General features: G+C 31.1%; 15 protein-coding genes and 1 CRISPR repeat array (1 of these 16 cut by a window edge). All 15 genes read right to left on the bottom strand.

Annotation, left to right across the window (positions count from 1 at the left end; all coding sequences use genetic code 11):
• A CRISPR array of direct repeats spans nucleotides 1-1,829; the repeat unit is 29 nt; unit sequence ATTTAAATTCCTCTTTGGTTGATTAAAAC (it extends 433 nt beyond the left edge of the window).
• A 153-nt stretch (nucleotides 1,830-1,982) separates the two neighbouring features.
• The 15 genes from AD60_RS00340 to polA all read right to left on the bottom strand — a co-directional run bounded on the left by AD60_RS00340 (nucleotide 1,983) and on the right by polA (nucleotide 18,767).
• Nucleotides 1,983-4,397, bottom strand: a complete 2,415-nt coding sequence (locus AD60_RS00340; RefSeq protein WP_103875887.1) for a CRISPR-associated helicase/endonuclease Cas3 — start codon at nucleotides 4,395-4,397, stop codon at nucleotides 1,983-1,985.
• Between the two features lie 4 nt (nucleotides 4,398-4,401).
• Nucleotides 4,402-5,193, bottom strand: coding sequence for a type I-B CRISPR-associated protein Cas5b (gene cas5b / locus AD60_RS00335; RefSeq protein ID WP_103875886.1), 792 nt, complete (start codon nucleotides 5,191-5,193; stop codon nucleotides 4,402-4,404).
• Nucleotides 5,190-6,248, bottom strand: coding sequence for a type I-B CRISPR-associated protein Cas7/Cst2/DevR (cas7i, locus tag AD60_RS00330; protein WP_103875885.1), 1,059 nt, complete (start codon nucleotides 6,246-6,248; stop codon nucleotides 5,190-5,192). Before cas7i ends, cas5b begins: the two co-directional genes overlap by 4 nt.
• On the bottom strand, nucleotides 6,245-7,612 hold the full coding sequence (locus AD60_RS00325) for a hypothetical protein (RefSeq protein WP_103875884.1): 1,368 nt from the start codon (nucleotides 7,610-7,612) through the stop codon (nucleotides 6,245-6,247). Before AD60_RS00325 ends, cas7i begins: the two co-directional genes overlap by 4 nt.
• Nucleotides 7,609-8,343: a CRISPR-associated endoribonuclease Cas6 gene (gene cas6, locus AD60_RS00320; RefSeq protein WP_103875883.1), complete on the bottom strand. Its 735-nt coding sequence runs from the start codon at nucleotides 8,341-8,343 to the stop codon at nucleotides 7,609-7,611. The genes AD60_RS00325 and cas6 overlap by 4 nt, the downstream gene beginning before the upstream one ends.
• A 39-nt stretch (nucleotides 8,344-8,382) precedes the next feature.
• The gene (cas2, locus tag AD60_RS00315) at nucleotides 8,383-8,670 is read right to left on the bottom strand and encodes a CRISPR-associated endonuclease Cas2 (protein ID WP_103875882.1); all 288 of its coding nucleotides are present in this window, start codon (nucleotides 8,668-8,670) and stop codon (nucleotides 8,383-8,385) included.
• Between the two features lie 2 nt (nucleotides 8,671-8,672).
• Nucleotides 8,673-9,644 (bottom strand): type I-B CRISPR-associated endonuclease Cas1b, encoded by a 972-nt coding sequence (gene cas1b, locus AD60_RS00310; RefSeq protein ID WP_103875881.1) that lies wholly within the window; start codon nucleotides 9,642-9,644, stop codon nucleotides 8,673-8,675.
• Nucleotides 9,645-9,656: 12 nt separating this feature from the next.
• Entirely contained in the window at nucleotides 9,657-10,157 is a 501-nt protein-coding gene (gene cas4, locus AD60_RS00305) for a CRISPR-associated protein Cas4 (RefSeq protein ID WP_103875880.1), read from the bottom strand.
• 69 nt (nucleotides 10,158-10,226) lie between these two features.
• On the bottom strand, nucleotides 10,227-11,774 hold the full coding sequence (gene rny / locus AD60_RS00300; protein ID WP_370445624.1) for a ribonuclease Y: 1,548 nt from the start codon (nucleotides 11,772-11,774) through the stop codon (nucleotides 10,227-10,229).
• 8 nt (nucleotides 11,775-11,782) lie between these two features.
• Entirely contained in the window at nucleotides 11,783-12,253 is a 471-nt protein-coding gene (locus tag AD60_RS00295) for a regulatory protein RecX (protein WP_103875878.1), read from the bottom strand.
• Nucleotides 12,231-13,337, bottom strand: coding sequence for a recombinase RecA (gene recA, locus AD60_RS00290; RefSeq protein WP_103875877.1), 1,107 nt, complete (start codon nucleotides 13,335-13,337; stop codon nucleotides 12,231-12,233). The genes AD60_RS00295 and recA overlap by 23 nt, the downstream gene beginning before the upstream one ends.
• Nucleotides 13,330-13,938, bottom strand: coding sequence for an RNA 2',3'-cyclic phosphodiesterase (gene thpR, locus AD60_RS00285; protein WP_103875876.1), 609 nt, complete (start codon nucleotides 13,936-13,938; stop codon nucleotides 13,330-13,332). The genes recA and thpR overlap by 8 nt, the downstream gene beginning before the upstream one ends.
• A gap of 3 nt (nucleotides 13,939-13,941) precedes the next feature.
• Nucleotides 13,942-14,469, bottom strand: coding sequence for a CDP-diacylglycerol--glycerol-3-phosphate 3-phosphatidyltransferase (gene pgsA, locus AD60_RS00280; protein ID WP_103875875.1), 528 nt, complete (start codon nucleotides 14,467-14,469; stop codon nucleotides 13,942-13,944).
• Nucleotides 14,438-15,775 (bottom strand): 30S ribosomal protein S12 methylthiotransferase RimO, encoded by a 1,338-nt coding sequence (rimO, locus tag AD60_RS00275; protein ID WP_103875874.1) that lies wholly within the window; start codon nucleotides 15,773-15,775, stop codon nucleotides 14,438-14,440. Before rimO ends, pgsA begins: the two co-directional genes overlap by 32 nt.
• 301 nt (nucleotides 15,776-16,076) lie before the next feature.
• Nucleotides 16,077-18,767 (bottom strand): DNA polymerase I, encoded by a 2,691-nt coding sequence (gene polA / locus AD60_RS00270; protein WP_103875873.1) that lies wholly within the window; start codon nucleotides 18,765-18,767, stop codon nucleotides 16,077-16,079.
• Nucleotides 18,768-18,792: the final 25 nt, after the last annotated feature.

Genomic DNA, 18,792 nt, shown 5'->3' with positions numbered 1-18,792 from the left:
AAGGAACTTCAGGAATGGCAAATTTAAATTCCTCTTTGGTTGATTAAAACCCGAACTTGTCGGGTTTTGAGAAGGTAGCAGCGTCCATATTTAAATTCCTCTTTGGTTGATTAAAACTCAAGGAATTCATCCAGTATTGCAGAAAGGTGAAAGAATTTAAATTCCTCTTTGGTTGATTAAAACAAAACGTATGCGATCGTTGAGATATCTGTTTGCGACATTTAAATTCCTCTTTGGTTGATTAAAACCTTAAGGTTGAAGTATAAAGAGGAAGATAATAAAAATTTAAATTCCTCTTTGGTTGATTAAAACCCTGTGAATATTTTGATAGAAACTTCTTTTCTTGAAAATTTAAATTCCTCTTTGGTTGATTAAAACAATGAAATCTGGATCGGGGATTATCAACGAATGTCAGATTTAAATTCCTCTTTGGTTGATTAAAACAAATTTACACTGATATAAAATACATAATGAATTACGAATTTAAATTCCTCTTTGGTTGATTAAAACATGTGCTACAACTGGGGGTATGGGAACGTTATCAAGATTTAAATTCCTCTTTGGTTGATTAAAACGCTGCTATGGAAATTGATGCGTCATACTACGCCTCGCAGATTTAAATTCCTCTTTGGTTGATTAAAACGTTCTGAACAAGTACTATTTGCGCCAGTTTGGTGACGAATTTAAATTCCTCTTTGGTTGATTAAAACATGCAAAAAAGTACGCAGTCGTTCAATAGTGTGCTGGAATTTAAATTCCTCTTTGGTTGATTAAAACAAAACAACGTTGTGCTAGTCATAGAACATGAAAACAATATTTAAATTCCTCTTTGGTTGATTAAAACGGGCAAGAATCACCGCAACCAACTACTATAGGGAGGTATATTTAAATTCCTCTTTGGTTGATTAAAACAAGCATGTATATGCTTCGTGTTGCCTGGGCCAACAATATTTAAATTCCTCTTTGGTTGATTAAAACGAAATCGACTTCACGAAATATAGAAAAGCGTTTCTGATTTAAATTCCTCTTTGGTTGATTAAAACTAGGTACGTCTTTGATCCTGCGCAGCACACAATATTATTTAAATTCCTCTTTGGTTGATTAAAACCGGATATGTGAGAATTTCGGGTATACATACGCAGAAATTTAAATTCCTCTTTGGTTGATTAAAACGTAGGTACATCTTTGATCCTGCGCAGAACACAATATTATTTAAATTCCTCTTTGGTTGATTAAAACAAAAGGAACGGTGTTCCTTTTTGGGTATGGGCTATTATATTTAAATTCCTCTTTGGTTGATTAAAACGAATTTGGGGTAGGGGGGATAATGAGGGGGAAGATAATTTAAATTCCTCTTTGGTTGATTAAAACTAGTAGGATTGCAAATGTTAAAGCCTGAATGGTTTATATTTAAATTCCTCTTTGGTTGATTAAAACCCAATTAAAAGCTCATTTAAAATATTTAAAAAAGAAATTTAAATTCCTCTTTGGTTGATTAAAACGGGAGTAATTTCAAGCTTTATAACCCTTTTATAAAGAATTTAAATTCCTCTTTGGTTGATTAAAACCCTGGAAGAAACGTCTTAGCTTCAACAGCTTTATTCGATTTAAATTCCTCTTTGGTTGATTAAAACGGATACAACCCATCTAATAAAAGTATAACATTCCAATTTAAATTCCTCTTTGGTTGATTAAAACTAATTATAGTGTATCAAGTTATACATATATTTAAAAATTTAAATTCCTCTTTGGTTGATTAAAACGGATGTCAGTGGCCTTGGCTGATCAGGCATCTGTGGAATTTAAATTCCTCTTTGGTTGATTAAAACGGTTATCAAAAATATGATTGATTAAGGATTAGAAATAACTCATATCTAACATTTTGCGTCAAACCTCCAATGATTTTTTTAGGTTTTCTTGAACATGCAAAATGTCAGTATTAATCAAGCTTTTGATTTTATCATTGTTAATAAAATATTAAATCAAATAAATGGATTTTCTACTTTGTTTTTTTCTTTATTCAAAACTGCTCCGAGTTCTTTATCGTAAGTTAGATTGGTACATAATTTTATTCCACTTAACCATTTACGAATTGTTGCACTTATTTCTCCGTTTATGGGTATTTCTTTTAGGTTTTGATTCACTAAAAAATAATTCATTGAGATAACATACTCGTTTAGTATCTTGTTTTTAAAATCTGAATAATCAGAAAATTTATAGGTTTTAAGCTCATTTACAAAATCGTCTATTTTATTTTCTGGAACTACATCAACGTTTGCAACCTGTCTGAACATACTTTGAGCTTCTAGCTTTGAAGCGCTACTGTATCCTGAATCAAAAACCTGTAGTGCATTTTGAAATTCTTGCTTAATTTTGGATTGTTCATTAAAAATCTCTGCATACATTTTAGAGACAAGGGTTTGCTTTTCCTTTTCACATAGTTTAGAATCATGATTTTTCAATATATCAAAAGTTGAACTAAGTGCTTCAGGATAATATACTTTTCCTTTACTGCTTTCAAAGATGGTATTTTTCTTTTTACCTTCCATATTTTGAGTCACAATAAACACATTTTCTTCTGTTAAATCGAATGAATCCTCTTCTTTTATTCTTCTCATGACTCTACCAAATCGTTGTATTAGTACATCGATAGGAGCGATTTCAGTTATCATATAGTCAGAATCGATATCAAGCGATGTTTCTATTATTTGGGTAGAAACTAAGATTTTTGGCTCTATTTCATCTTCGCTCTTAGGGTTTTTAAATTCTTGAATTATTGTACTTTCTTTATCTCTTTTATCGTTAAAAGTATACCGTGAATGAAGTAAAAATGTTTTTATTTTTTCATCTTTTTTTAGATTCATTATATTTTTATAGATATTCTGAGCATATTCCACTGTGTTGCATACTACCATAACCCTTTTGCCTGATTTTGCTAAATCTAAGGCTTTTTCTGTTATTTCGCTTTCGCTCATGGTTGTCAATTTAAATTTATGTTTGCAGAAGGTTGGGGAGATAGAATTATAACGATTTATAACCCGTTTAGAGGGATCAATATCAAAAGATTTCGATTCGAATCTTCTTTTTAGTTCATCAAGGAAAAAGTTTGGAAGGGTAGCGGTTATAACTATAACATTACCACCATAATCGATTATTTCTTCTATAGCTTTTATTATCATGGCAATTGCTTTAGGATCATACGACTGAACCTCATCTATTATGAATTTTGAATTTGGAAAAGTAGTATAAATTTTCTGAAAAGAAGGATATTTCATTATCGAAGGGAAAATTTGATCTCCGGTACAAACTATAAAAGGATAAGCTAAATTTTTAGCCATTTCTATGTTGGTTCTTATTTCACCTCCATATTCCGGATCCTCATCATACTTTTTTGAAAGATATTCAAACGCTTCAGAATGTAATAAAGACACTTTTTCTTTTGTAAAAATGTCAGATAATCTTTCATACATTGCATTGGATGAAACTTTCATAGGTAATAAATAAATTGTCTTTTTCCCAGTATATGTGTAAAGAGCATATTCAGTTTTTCCACTACCTGTTGGAGCGATTAAAATGGATATCTTATCATTTATAGGCAGCTTTTTTTGCCAAATTTCATTCTCACTAATGTTTTTATTTTTTAGATAGGCATCTATTTTGTTTTCTGTTTCTGTCTTAGATAGAGGCGGTATCTCTAATGGATAATCGTTTATATTATAATTATTTGTTTCAAGATAAGATGAAAAATGATCAGCTCTCATTAGACTGCCTATAGTCAAAATATGCATTTTTAGATTTTCTTTTCTTTCTTTAATTATTTGAGGTAAGAAAGTTAGTACATATGGAGGCAGTATTAAGCCCGTTCCTATTAAGGAAGAACCATGTGTAATTGCGGTATACAATTTCTCATCAAAAGCAATGTAAGTTTCTATTTCAGTTCCTTTGAAATGATTTTTTAATTTGCTTTCTATTTCTCTTAAACCTTTTTCACCTGTTGTTTCCAGAAAAAGTTTAAGAGTTCCATTGCTTTCTAAAATGATTCCTGAAAAATTATCTCTGAAATGGTGGAAAACTACGTTTGAAAGGACAATTCTTATTGATTCTTCATTCAATTTCTCCATAAGTTTTATTTTATCAATGAAAAAAAGGGATGCAATGCTATGAGGAATATTAGCAACATCAGCAATAGAATCATCCCAATTGTAATTTTTATTTTTTAAAATCTGTTTTTGAAAGTGTGGTATAGCTTTTCCCAAATCATGCAAAAAAGCACTGTATTTAAGAATATCCTCATAGTTAGAATTAGAAAAGCTTAACTTTTTGATTTGGGTGAAAACGTCAAAAGTGTGCTGCTTAAGAGTCGTTGAATTGTTGCTCTTAGCATATAAGTCTTCCATTTTTTCACCTCTTTTTTATCTTTGTAAAAAAAAGTGGCACATCATCATCTATATAAAATTCATAATTTTTGGTAGTACTATAAGGTAGATCATTATTATAGATAAGCTTTGAAGGAATATAATTGAAATTTCTCACATAGTTTACTTTTAACTTATTATCAGATTTAAAAGATATTTTCTTTATTTCATACAATGAACTAATTAAGTTTTCGGCCGATGCAAGTTTGGAATAAAATTCTTTATAGTGACTATTTTCTTCTGTCTCATATAAAGAATCGTTTGGATTAGCGACCCAAGTACTTCCTTCTAATCTTCCATATATGGGTCGTTTAACAACATCTATGACTTTTATGTTATTTATTTGCGCCCAATCTTCTGATCGGCCAAGATGCAGATGATGCAACCATTTTTCTGGTAAGGAAGAATTTTGAATTAATTTACCATAAAAATCTTTTTGTTCGGAGTATAGATATATATTTAGATGGACATCATTCAATTCTTCTAAGATTATTGGAGATTGTGAACCAATATGTTCTGTTTCTACGTGGACTCGATTTTTAGATAAGTTCCTCAACCAACTATAGGACTTACTTTTTGAGAGAAATTTAGAATAAACAGCAATATAATTTGTGGATTGCAAAAAGGAACTTATAAGACTTTTCTCCCCTAAAATATTACAGAAAAAACCGATTATAGTTGAATACGGTGGAGATATATAAGTTAACCATCTACTTTGTGAATAAGGAATTCTGTACAAAGCTGCTGGTTGATAAAGTTCAAATTTCAAAACTTTCATTTTTTATCTTCCTTAGTGATTAAATCATCTATCTTTTGAGATTTAGGGATGTTCGTTTGAAAAGGTTCTATAGTTAATTTAGAAGGACTATCTTTTAAATAAATGCTTTCTATATATTCGTTACTTAAAAGATCCTCTATATTTTCTTTTGTAATTCTCATTGGAGAAACGTCAAAATCAATGCTTAATTTGTGGTGAAAAATTGGCGCAGGTATTTTAACCTTTGCGACGATCATAAAAAGAGGAATTATACATTCATGTTCTGTGGATGCATGATAGACTAATCCATTTTGAAGAACTTCTAATATTTGCTTTATCCTTTTTTCTTTAACTTCATCATCAACTATGAAATTTATTGTTTTTTGATTATCATTCTCCTTGATTATAACTTTCCCTTTCTCATGCTTATACTCTGTCTCAGAAATTTTTTCTAAATTTCTAACAAAGAGAATCTTTCCTGAATCGTTCTTCTTCTTCTTCGTAGCTTCTAGAGAAATCTTTAAGGTACCCTCTGAAAATTCTGTTTCTCCGTTACTAATAATCCAAGAATCTTTACCTATCCTATCTTCGTCAATTGTCACAGAATATTTAAATATCCCAAAAAATTCCTCTTTTTGGTATGGATTTGGAGTAGTGCCTGACCTCTTTGCCATCTCAGGATTTGCGTAAAAAGCCATATCACCTCTCCATTCTTCGAAAGAAAGTGCCTTTGTAATTCCAAGAGGTGCTTTTCTAACCGTACTCAAAGAGCCTTCTTCGGTGGACATATATCCAAAAAAGTCTAGTTCTGCATTTTCCAATATATTAGACTTTTTCAGATCAAATTGAATTGCTTCTTTTGAGTTTTTTGGAACAGTTACAGCAGCTTCTTTCCAATCTTCCGGATACAGTCTATTCAAGGTATAGAAAAGGTAATGCCTTATTGCATTTCTAGATATAAAAGCAAGAATTTTATTACCATAAGATAGCTTTTTTATCGTTAGTATATTGTTCCCCATTTTTTCGTCGCGATTTAATTCTGAAGCTTCAAATACCATTGTAGCTGTTATACTCATAGTTGTTCTTCCTCCTTTTTTTGGGCATTTTTTATTCCTGTTAAAAAGTTATACATTCCTGCTTGGAATAAATCCTCTGGAAATTGTGGGTTAAATATCCTCGACAAGTTCTCTGGTATTTTTTCGTTGAAAGATGCAAAAATTCGAAGTATTGTATACTGAGTTTGTGCTTTTTTCCCAAGACGAACCATTTCTAAGATTTTGAATATGTTTCTCTTCAAACTTTCAATAAGATCTTCATTTTTGCAGTTTTTTCCTTCATAATACAGATTCTCTACACTTATAACTTTTTCTTTCATTTGTTCACCTCCTAAGATTTTTTGAATTTCTGTATAAATTTTTATTTCATAATAGGGTGCATAATCATTTTTTAACTCTTTATAAACTAACTTAAGAATTTTTGAAAAGTCTGATGAAATAATGTAGTCCAAAATATTTTGCTTGTTGTAAGTAATTTCTTGTAAATAAGAGATAATAATTGGAGAAACAAATAATTTTGCTGTAAGATCTGTAATATTATTAAAAGTAACATTCGACCCACTTATCTCTATAATTTCTGTATTAGAAAGAGTCCAAGAATTTCTTATTATCATTTCTGAAGTTTGAGCTTGCATTAAAAATTCCTTTCGATCAATTCTTTCCATGTTTTTTGCTAGTTGGTTTAATTTGTACATTAGATTGAACGAGGTTGAATTAATAAAAATATTTTCGAATCCTTTGTGTCTGAATAATAAGAACTGTGAGCATGTGGGACATATTAAAAGTTCTGAAATATCTTGAAAATTCGCGTTTGGGAATTTTCCATAACTACCCCCAATGTCTTGAAACAAGGCTAAGTTGAAGGAAATTTGATAATCATTTGTTTCAGAATTATTTTCAGGGACCATCCTTTGATTGCAAAAAGAACAAATTAATCCATTTTCAATAGTTTTTGGTTTAGAAAAGAAATTAATGATACTTAGTTTTTTATCTTTTATTTGAGTATTAATAAAATTTTTATAGGGACCTGCATTAGAAAATAATTTGTTAAAGTTGGCGGTGAAGCCTTCTTCCTCCTGCTTTAAAGCGATTTTCTCTTTAAATGCTTGAGGATTTACCGATGTAATAAACATCCATCCTATTTTTGGTAAAGATCTGTTTTCGTCAAATTTTGGTTCATATTCTGGTTTTAGATTATATTTTGAGGATGTATTAAAATCACTCCATAAAAAATCCTCTAAATCTTGTTCTATTTCCACGTATTCTTCACCTTTAATTAATTGATCTACAACTTCCTCCCCATTTACCATTAATTCTTTAACGGCGTTTAAAAATCCAATAACGGAAGCATTCCAAATCCAGTTTGAAGAGTATAATTTCATCATTCCTCACCCACTTTGTCAAGATAACCAAAACCAGAACCCGTTTTGACTCCCATTCCTGTTTCGTATAAAAAGGTTATAATTTGAGGAGAGGATGTAATTTTAAAAAATCCTGTAAAACCTTTTATAAATCCACCGTAGTGTCTTATTAACGTATCTTTTGTATTTATATTTTCGAATAAAATATCTTTGTAAATATTTCCTAAACCAAGTAGTTCAAGCTTTTTCCTTGTTTGCAGGTTCAATATATATTGAAAAGTTGCAAATTCTTCCTGAGGAGTTACATAAAAATTTTTTTCATCTTTGGATACAAGAGGATTAGTTAAAATTACTGGAGACATTGTTTTAAAATAGATCGAAGATTTATTGTACATTTCTGGTGGGAAAGGAATAATAGTTTTTATAGAGAAATTAACTTGAGGGAAAGATAATTTGTAAGTTTGCTTTTTGAGATCAAGTAAACCATTGAAAAGAACCATTATTAGTTGCTCATCACTAGTTGAAAAATAAAAAGTAATATTTTTTGATGTTTGGAGAGAATTATTAGTTATTTTAAATTCTTTCCCAAAATATACAGCCCATGTGTAAGATTTGAGTGTCTTCTTTTGAAAAAGTTCGTTATAGTAAGTTGTATTCATTAAAGCTGATTTAAGCATTGAAATTAAGGTGGGTCTGTAGTCTAACGGTATATAGGAGGTATCGCTTTGACTTTCAAATATCACTTTTAATCTCAAATTTATCACCCCTTTTTTTAAATTCCAACTTAATTATGATTATAAGAAATTATCATATGGATCCTTTATATTAGTTAAAATATTTCTTTTCAAATCTACTCCATCGTTGAGAAGATAGATAATCACGCTATCTTTTTCTTTATCCACTACCTTTAAGATTTCATTTTTCAATTTAAAAAGTTCCCCTTGAGTTAAATTCCCTTCAAAGACAGATTTTTGAATTTGATTGAGATATTGCCGAGATATATTTAAGATCTTTCTTAATCGCTTATTGGGATTAGTCTCTTGATCGGTCGTATCGATATCATAAATCAAGATAATTTTCATACTTACCACCAGGCTTTTAATGGTTTGTATTCTTGATTTTCAATTAATCTTTTTATTATTTTATAACATTCCAGTCTTATTAAAGAAGAGTACCTTACTTTTCTTTTTAAATTTCTATGTAATATTGTAGAATTTATAAGAGTATCGTATTCCTTTACAAATTTTTTTCTTCCTTCTTCATTTAAAAATACTCCTAACTCATTCATTTGAAAATCATTGTCTGAGATCATTTTGTTGTTTATTAGTCTAAATATTATTCTGTCGATAAAAATAGGTTTGAAAATTTCGGAGATATCTAATGAGAGAGAAAAGCGTTTTTCAAAGGGTTCGTGAAGATAACTAATCTTAGGATCTAGGTGAGTTTTGTATATTTCTGATAGTGTAGTAGTATACAATAGAGAGTATCCAAAAGATATTAGTGAATTTAAAGGGTTTTCAGGAGGTTTGTAAGTTCTTTTTTCAAATTTCCATTTTGTTATATTTTCCCACAGGGAATAATAATATTTTCTTGCAGCAGCTTCAAGTGACATTATTTCTTGAATTTCAATCTTATCTTCTAACCTTGTACTTAGTTCTGACAAATATTCTTCCGGATCATAATCAATTGTTCTTTTTTGTAGGTTTCTTTTCATATTGTGAATAGCAGATTGGACAAATTTTCTTGCTAAATAAGCTCTTTTTTCTTTGTTTAAATAATTTTCAACCTGTTTAACAACAACATGACCTGATAAATTTGTTTCTCTTGGATAGTAAGTCCCAGAATAAAAGCCATAATAGTTAAAAATATGTATTTTTATTTCATGTTTTGAAGCGAAATCTAGAAATTTTGAGTTTAAATCATTTTCTCCAAATAAATATAAAGAGTCAACATCTTGAACGGGAATACTTTTTTTCTCCTGTTTATTTTCAAATAATATAGTATTTTCTTTCCTTTTTATACGTCCTGAAGAAAATATATAATAATTTCTCTTCATGTTTGATTCACTTTATATATAACAATATTCATAATAAGCGCATTTGGAACAAAATGGTTTTTTGATTACCTGTGGTGGTTGACTTAGAGACAATATTTCTCTTATTTTTTCTATAGCTTCTTGGATCCTTGCTTGGTCCATTTCATTAAAATTGACTGATATTTTTCTTTTCAGAAGAAGATAATGAATTATACCATATTCTGAATCGATTCCTTTTTGACGAAGTTGGTAAATATAATATTTAACTTGCCAAATATGGGCACTTTCGAAAGCTTTACTTTTCTTTATTTCATGAACTACTACTTTATCTTCAATAGTGATGAAATCAATTTTCGAGTTAGCTACGGTGATACTTTTCAATGAATCCTTGAAAAACGATTCTTCTATCTCTTTACCTATCTGTATTGCATCATTTGTATTTTCAAAGGAAATTTTGTAAAAGTAGAGATATAGTTTTCTTTTACATATGTAAAAATAATCAATAAGTAAACCAGATGGTTCAAAATCTGTCATAATAAACACCTGATTTTATTATAAAAATAATATCTTAGGGGGTGTAACCCCTAAGATATTAACTGTTTTCTAACTTGCATAAGATATACTTCTTTTTTCTCTAATTACGGTTACTTTGATTACTCCAGGATATTGAACTTTTTCCTCTATTTGAACAGATATATCGTGTGCCAATTTTTCTGCGACTTCATCTTCAACTTTATCTGGTTGAACTATTATTCTCAATTCTCTTCCTGCTTGTATCGCGTAAGCTTTATCAACGTACCTAAATGATTTTGCAATCTCCTCAAGTTGCTCGATCCTTCGAATGTAATTTTCCAAAGTTTCTTTACGTGCACCAGGTCTGGATGCCGATAGTGCATCACTTGCAGCAACTAAAACAGCTTCGGGTGTCATCGGGTCAACTTCGTTGTGGTGATACTGTATAGCATTAACTACTTCCAATTTCTCTCCGTATCTCTTAGCAATTTGCCCTCCAACAATAGCATGTGATCCTTCAACTTCATGATCAACAGCCTTTCCTAAATCATGAAATAAAGCTGCTCTTTTAGCAAGTTCAACGTTCAAACCTAGTTCACTTGCCATCATTCCAGCAAATTGTGATACTTCTATGGAATGTTCCAATACATCTTGTCCATAACTGGTTCTAAATTTTAATCTACCTAGAAGTTTAATTATCTCAATATGAGGTTGTTTTATACCTGCTCGAATTACCGCTTCCTTTCCTACCTCTTTTATGTATTCTTGAATTTCATTTTTTGATTTTTCATAGAGCTCTTCTATTCTGGCAGGATGTATTCGTCCATCGGCTACTAGCATTTCGAGTGTCCTTTTTGCTATCTCTCTTCTTAATGGGTTGAATGAGGATATTACAACTATTTCTGGGGTATCATCAATTATCAAATCGGCACCGGTGAGTTTTTCAAATGTTCTGATGTTTCTTCCCTCTCTACCAATTATTCTGCCTTTCATGTCATCTGTAGGTAAGGATACGGTTGACGTAGTTATTTCGTTGGTGACATCTGATGCATATCTTTGAATGGCGGTAGTGATAACCCATCGGGCATATTTTTTTGATTCATCTTCATAATAATCTTTTATTTCTTTGAATTTTTGGGCAATTTCTTTTTCGTATTTATCTCTTGCTTCGTTTATTACTATCTGACGTGCTTCTTCTTCGGTCATTTTTGCGATTTCATTTAATTTTGTTTCCAGTTCTTTCTCTAATTTTAGGATATTTTCGTGTTGGGCTTCTAATTTTTCTTTTAGTTTTTCTAGATTCTCTTCTTTTTTTGCTAAGCTTTCCTCTTTTCTTATTAATCTTTCTTCGTTGTTTTTAAGCTCTTCTCTTTGCTGCCTGGCTTCTAAATCAAATTGTTGTCTGAGTTTATGTATCTCTTCTCTTGCCTCTAATAATTCTTTTTGTTTTAATGCCTTAGCTTCTTCATCTGCTTTTTTTAATAGCTTTTCTATTTCTTTTTGCTTGTTTTTTATTTCAACTTCCAATTCTTCTTTTTTTGTTTTTAGTGTAGAAATAATTCTTTTGTTTCCAATATTAATTCCAACAAGCAAAGATAAGATGAATATTGCTGCTCCTATAATTATATATACCAGAATTTCCAATTTTAATCACCTCTTAAGTTTTCAATAACACAGTTTATAATGTCTGGCTCAAAACCTCTTCTATACAAGTAAACTTTAGTTTTGAGAATGTCCTGTTTTCTTTCATAATAATTTTTTGCCAATTCTAAAGCAATTGTATTTATATCTACTTCGTTTTTAACTTTGTCAAGGGACTCAAAAATCAAACTTTCCTCTACTCCCAACCGCTTTAATTCATGCTGTATAAACAAAGGACCTTTTTTGTCTAAAGTTAACTTGTCATATGCATATAAATATGCAAATAGTTTGTCATCTATCAAACCGTTTTTCTTGCATTTTTCTACCACTTTACCAATAACTTCATCATCAAAGCCTTTTTCTTTTAGACGGACTGAAAGTTCCTTTTCTGATCTGGCACGATACTTTATTAAATTCAATGCAGATTTTTCGGCTGCTTTTTCATCTTTTGGATTAATTTTTTTGGACTTCTTCATTTTTCTCTTTTTTGCTCTTTGACGAGTTAGATTCGAACTTTTCTACTAGATAATCGGGAATGATTAAATTGTGCTTCTTGCGAATCGTATATTCTAAATAATCAAGTATGTCAGGATTTTCCATGAGATAACTAACTGAATTAGTTTTACCCTGTCCTAAACTAACTTCTTCACCATTTTCGTTGATATAAGAGAACCAAGCACCTTTTCTTTGAATTAAATCTTCCTCCACAGCTAGGTTAAAGATATCGTTTTCTTTGGCGACACCTCGGCCAAAGATCATGTCAACATTTGCCTGTTTGAATGGCGGTGCAACCTTATTTTTTACAACTTTTAAGGTTGTTTCATTCCCTATTTGATCTTTACCTTCTCTTATGGCATTACCTTTTCTTACCTCTATCCTTATCGTAGAATAAAATTTTAGTGCAATTCCTCCCGTAGTGGTTTCTGGATTACCGTACACTACCCCTATTTTCATCCTTACTTGGTTTATAAATATTACTATAGATTTGGACTTGTTTATACTTCCAGCTAATTTTCTTAGAGCTTGAGACATAAGTCTTGCTTGAAGTCCCATATGAGAGTCTCCCATAGCTCCTTCTATTTCTGCTTTCGGTACTAAAGCGGCTACAGAGTCTACGACTATTAAGTCTACTATGTTAGATCTTATCAAAGAATCTACAATTTCAAGGGCTTGTTCACCATAATCCGGTTGTGAAACAATTAATTTGTCGACGTCTACGCCTAACTTTTTGGCATATTCAACATCTAAAGCATGTTCGGCATCAACAAATGCGACTATACCGTTCAATTTTTGGACTTCCGCTAAGGAATGAAGAGCTAACGTAGTTTTACCCGATGATTCGTTTCCATATATTTCCACAATTCTTCCCCTTGGATATCCGCCAACACCCAAAGCTATGTCTAGCGATAAACATCCACTTGGTACAACGGATATATTGCTATTATCCAATCCCTTACCCATTATCATGACCGATCCTGTTCCATGATTTTTTTCTAATTCTTTAACAAGCTTTTCTAACAGTTCTTCTTTATTTGTATCTTTAGAATCATTTTTAGCCATTAATGATGACGCCTCCTTCAAAGTCGACAGTGTAAAGTTTTTTATATATTGGGCCTTTCCTTGTTAGTTCAGAAGAGTATATACCGATAGAATTTACGTATACTTGGATTTGATCGAAAGTTACAGAATTAAGTAGTTCTTTCCAATGGTTAGGATAGGATTTAACTCTTCCGACAGTAATATGAGGTAAAAAGTTGGTATCTTTAACCTCAAATTCTGAAATCTTTAGTACTTTCCTTATTTCATCATATAGTCCAATTAAGGTATTATCTTCTTCTATTCCTAGCCATAATACCTTTGGTTGAGAATCATTTTCAAAGAATCCCATTTTATGGATATTAAAATGAAAAGTAGGAAATCCAGATATTCTTTCACCAATTTTATAAGCCAGATGGGCTATCTTTTCCATTTTTTGATCTCCGAGGAAAAACAAGGTTAAATGGACATTTTTTGATTTTGTCCAATTGGCTTTAAATCCCATCCTTTGAAATCTTTCAATTAAATCATTCAACAACTCTTCTAATTTTTCGTTGGTTTCAATGGCAATGAAGGATCTTAATTTATCGGTATTGTAGTAATTTACATTTTTTAGCTGTGTCATATGCTAGGACCCCCTTCTTTTTGAAAATTGTTTAGCAGTTTTGAGAGTATAATTTACTCCCGATAATAGACTGATTATAACGGTTAAATAGATCAACGTACTAACTAGAAAGTTCCAAAGCATCAAATATATTACAATGATTAAAGCGATTTCTAAGACGGTTTTTAGTTTACCAAACTTATCAGCGGGGACAACAATATTTTTATTCGCAGCTGCCATTCTTAAACCGCTTACAAAGGTGTCTCTTGATACAATTACAGCAACAAACCACGCAGGCAAAATCCCTACACCCAACATCGCAATAAAAACAGAGTTTATAAGTATTTTGTCAGATATTTGATCAAAAAATTTGCCGATATCGGTAACCTGACCTGTCTTTCTGGCAACATAACCGTCTAACCAATCGGTTAAAGAAGCTATAATAAATAAAACCAAGGCTACGATATAAAAAGGTTCTCCAAAGACGGTTAAAATAAATATTGGAACGGCTAGTATTATCCTAGAAAAGCTTAAAAAATTTGGTATGTTCATGTTCAACGATTTCTCCTTCTAGATCATATTCGTATGAGCCAGTAATTCTCACTTTCACGAAGTCCCCTAAATATGGTTCTTTGTCACCAAAATTTTTTATATACACATTCCCATCAATTTCCGGAGCGTCTAAAAAGCTTCTTCCGATATAAACGTTGTCTTCTTTTTCTTCCAAAAGAACTTCTAAAGATTTATCTGTATATTTTTCCATGAGGTTTTTGGAAATTTTACTTTGAACTGCCATTAGTTCATTTTGTCTTTGATTTTTAATGTGTTCATCAATTTGTTCTGGAAACGTGAATGACCTTGTATTTTCTTCTTTTGAAAATTTAAAGCTCCCCATTCTTTCAAATTTTACCTCTTTTACAAAATCTACTAACTCTTCAAAGTCCTCAACTTTTTCTCCAGGAAATCCTACCATTAACGTTGTCCTAATAACGGATGGTTCTTTTCTAATTTTCTCAAATAGTTTCATTAATTCACTTCTTTTCTTATGCCTTCCCATACTTTGCAAAATTTTATCAGAGATATGTTGAATTGGAACATCGAAATAATTTAATACCTTTTCATTTCTATGTATGCTTTCTATGATTTCTTCGCTTAAAAAATCCGGATGTAAGTACATGACTCTGATCCAAAATTTCCCTCTTATATCATTAAGTTTGTCTAATAAATCAGGTAATGCCTGCTTTTTGTAATTATCTATGCCGTACAATGTATTATCTTGTGATACAAGAATGATTTCTTTTACGCCTTTGGATACCAAAAATTCTACTTCTTCATTTATTTCTTCTATGCTTCTGCTTTTCGGTTTCCCTTTGAACGTGGGTATAGAGCAAAAGGTACAATTTCTATTACACCCATCCCCAATTTTTACGTATGCGTAATATGAATTTGGAACCGCTCTAATTTTACAATTATACAAAGTTTCAGGAATATCGTTTTTAAAAAAAAATTCACCATTTTCAATTTTCTCAACTATGGTTTTTGGGGACAACACACCGTATAATCCATCTATTTCTGGAACATTTTCGAGAAACTCATTGAAATACCTTTGAGTTAGGCAACCTATTGGTATAACTTTTGGATTTTTGTTATTATCTTTTAAGGATGTATATTCAAATATAGTTTCAATGCTTTCTTTTTTAGCTTCTTCTATAAAACCACATGTATCGATGAATATGTAGTCAGCAAATTGAGGGTTATTCTCGTGTTTATATCCTTTGCTCAGGAGTAATCCTTTCAGAATTTCCATATCTGCATCATTTTTTGGACAACCTAATTTTACGATGTGAAACTTTTTCATTCGATTCCTCCATGTTGGTTTTTTTGATTGTAGAATTTAAAATCTAATTATATAGCGGCCCTTCACCAGGACGTTAAGGGGTTTACCCCTTAAAATCCCCGAACGTTAAGGGAGTTCCCCTTAAAAACCCCTAATCAAGGTCAAAATCATTTAAAAACAAGGTTTGCACACTGCAGCAAATTTAAAAAACCATTTTGCACAGAACAGCAAAACAAAATATCTAATTAGTTATTTAGATTATATCAGATTTTCTTTTAAAAATGAAAATATTTTTATAACTAGTTATACATATTTATAATTATCATTTTAGCCAGTTTTTACCAACACTTATATCAACTTTTAAAGGTATTTTCATTTTGACAGCATTTTCCATACAATCTTGGACCGTTTTTTTGGTTTCTTCTACGATTTTTTCTGGTAATTCTATTACAACTTCGTCGTGTACCTGAAGTATTAATTTTGCTTCTTTTGGAAGTTTTTTATACAAATTTATCATCGCCAGTTTCATTATATCGGCTGCGCTTCCTTGGATAGGGGTATTTATGACTATCCGTTTCAGTTCAGATTTGCCTGTTTTTATGTTTTTCAAAAATCTTTTTCTTCCGAATATAGTTTCGACATAACCTTTTTGTGCTGCAACCTTTAAGCTTGATTCCTGATATTCTTTGACTTTTTGGTAAGTTTTAAAGTATTTGTTCATGAACTCTTTTGCATCCTCTACAGGTATTTTTAAATTCTCGGCTAATCCATATGGAGATGATCCATACACCAGAGAAAAATTAACTACTTTTCCCACTCTTCTCATGTTGTAGTCGACATCGTCGATTTTTACACCAAATATTGCAGCTGCGGTTAGAGCATGTATGTCTTCATCACTGTTAAAAGCATTTATTAAAGTTTCATCGTTACTTAGATGAGCTAAAACTCTCAATTCAATTTGTGAATAATCGGCACTGAGTAGAACACGATCATCTTTTTGCGCCTTGACGGTGCTTCTAATTCTTTCTCCATCTTCTTCTCGTATGGGGAGATTTTGAAGATTTGGTTCGCTACTACTTAATCTACCGGTAGCTGTTCCCGTTTGATTGAAAGATGTATGAACCCTACCAGTTTTTTTGTTAACTAATTTTGGTATAGCAATTATGTATGTAGAAAGAAGTTTTTGGTATTTCCTATATTCTAAGAGTTTTTCTATTATGGGATGTTCATCTCTTAGAGCTTCCAATGAATCAGCATCTGTTGAATATGATCCGCTCTTAGTTTTTCTTTTTCCCTTCAATCCTAAGTTTTCAAAAAGTAGTTCACTAACTTGTTTTGGTGAATTTGGATTGAATTCATAACCCACGATTTTTTTCATTTCATACATTAATGAATTTAGCTTTTTGTTGTATTCCTCTTCCAGTTTTTTGAGTTCTTTTAAATCAAAATATACTCCGTTCATTTCCATTTCTGATAACACATTTATAGTTGACATTTCGATGTTTTCAAACAATTCAATTAGTTCAAATTCTTCTAGTTGGGGTTTTAATACTTCAAATAATCGATAAGCAATATCCGCATCTTCTGCAGCGTATTCAACAACCTTTTTCTTATCGATGTCTCCAAGGGTTAACAGTTTGATATCTTTTCCCATAACATCTTTGTATTTAGTTGTTTTATAATCCAAATATTCTTTGGCGAGATCGTCCATATTGAACCTTCTGCTATCCGGATTCAACAAATAAGCAGCTATCATACTGTCAAAATATACTTTGTTTAATTCAATTCTATTTACTTTCAAAACGGTCATATCGTACTTTAAATTTTGACCAATGACCTTTTTGTTGTTTAAAAGATTGACTATCTCTTTCGTTATTTCCCATCTGTTTTTTTCTTTGTATAGATACAAAAAATATCCTTCAAACGGTTTCCAGCTTAAAGCGATTCCTACTATATCTGCTTGATATGGATCAAGAGAAGAAGTTTCAAGGTCAAAAGATATTATTTCGTATTTTTCTAAAGTTTTTAATAGTTCTTTGTAATCTTGTGCGTTGTATTCGTAATACTTACCTTTTGCTGAATAATCTTTTTTTTCTGTTTTTGTTTCCATTCTCACTTTAGATGAGTTACTAGTTATATCAGGCATATCTAACTCTTTAAATAGTGAGTTGAACTCTAACTTTTTAAGGAAATCTCTTAGATCGTCTCTGAATCCTTGATATATTATTTCTTTATCTTCAAATATTTCTTCTATTGGTGCATCTGCCATCAACTGGACTAATTTTTTACTCAGATATGCTGTTTCCTTTTCATTTTTTAGTTTGTTTTTTGTAGAACCTTTTATTTCATCCAAATGTTGATACAGATCATCTAAATCCTTGTAATTTTGCAACAATTTTTGGGCTGTTTTTAATCCAATGCCTTTTACTCCCGGGATGTTGTCAGAACTATCTCCCATCAAAGCCAGTAAATCAGCTATTTGTTCTGGAGGAACCCCCATCTTTTCTTTCACTTGGTGTGCATCGTAGTTTACCATTTCTGTTATTCCTTTTTCTGGCCTCAATATATACACATTATCCTTAACAAGTTGCATCATATCTTTATCAGACGTGATTATATAAACTTTATCGTACTTTCTTTTCTTTTTTGCAACTATCGTGGCTATAACGTCGTCGGCTTCGTAATTATCCATAGCAACTAATTTCATGCCTAATTTTTCCACTAGTTCGTAAATGTATGGGATCTGTTGTATATATTTTTCGGGCGTTTCAGGTCTTTGGGCTTTATAGCTTTTTAATAGTTCATTTCGATAAGTGGTGGTTTTTTTATCCATAACAAATATTATTGAATCTTCGCCTTTTTTAACGTATTCTTTGAGTAACTTTAGAAGCATTCTAGCTACTCCATAGATGGCGTTTGTTGGCAAACCATCAGAAGTGCTCATCCAGTCCCCCAGTGCAAAAAAGGCTCTATATGCTATTCCCGAGCCGTCTATTAAATATAAATTTGCCATGTAAAACACCTTCTTTTCTTTTGAT

The organism is Petrotoga sp. SL27, assembly GCF_002924605.1.
Classification (GTDB): Bacteria; Thermotogota; Thermotogae; order Petrotogales; family Petrotogaceae; genus Petrotoga; species Petrotoga sibirica.
The sequence above is the reverse complement of the archived record's forward strand: the minus strand, read 5'-3'. Positions and strand labels throughout refer to the sequence as shown.

Coding starts and splice junctions, on each gene's coding strand:
- AD60_RS00340 (WP_103875887.1), bottom strand. CDS start 4,397: ATGGAAGACTTATATGCTAAGAGCAACAATTCAACGACTCTTAAGCAG.
- cas5b (WP_103875886.1), bottom strand. CDS start 5,193: ATGAAAGTTTTGAAATTTGAACTTTATCAACCAGCAGCTTTGTACAGA.
- pgsA (WP_103875875.1), bottom strand. CDS start 14,469: ATGAACATACCAAATTTTTTAAGCTTTTCTAGGATAATACTAGCCGTT.
- rimO (WP_103875874.1), bottom strand. CDS start 15,775: ATGAAAAAGTTTCACATCGTAAAATTAGGTTGTCCAAAAAATGATGCA.
- cas7i (WP_103875885.1), bottom strand. CDS start 6,248: ATGAGTATAACAGCTACAATGGTATTTGAAGCTTCAGAATTAAATCGC.
- cas4 (WP_103875880.1), bottom strand. CDS start 10,157: ATGACAGATTTTGAACCATCTGGTTTACTTATTGATTATTTTTACATA.
- AD60_RS00295 (WP_103875878.1), bottom strand. CDS start 12,253: ATGAAGAAGTCCAAAAAAATTAATCCAAAAGATGAAAAAGCAGCCGAA.
- AD60_RS00325 (WP_103875884.1), bottom strand. CDS start 7,612: ATGATGAAATTATACTCTTCAAACTGGATTTGGAATGCTTCCGTTATT.
- cas2 (WP_103875882.1), bottom strand. CDS start 8,670: ATGAAAATTATCTTGATTTATGATATCGATACGACCGATCAAGAGACT.
- cas1b (WP_103875881.1), bottom strand. CDS start 9,644: ATGAAGAGAAATTATTATATATTTTCTTCAGGACGTATAAAAAGGAAA.
- recA (WP_103875877.1), bottom strand. CDS start 13,337: ATGGCTAAAAATGATTCTAAAGATACAAATAAAGAAGAACTGTTAGAA.
- thpR (WP_103875876.1), bottom strand. CDS start 13,938: ATGACACAGCTAAAAAATGTAAATTACTACAATACCGATAAATTAAGA.
- polA (WP_103875873.1), bottom strand. CDS start 18,767: ATGGCAAATTTATATTTAATAGACGGCTCGGGAATAGCATATAGAGCC.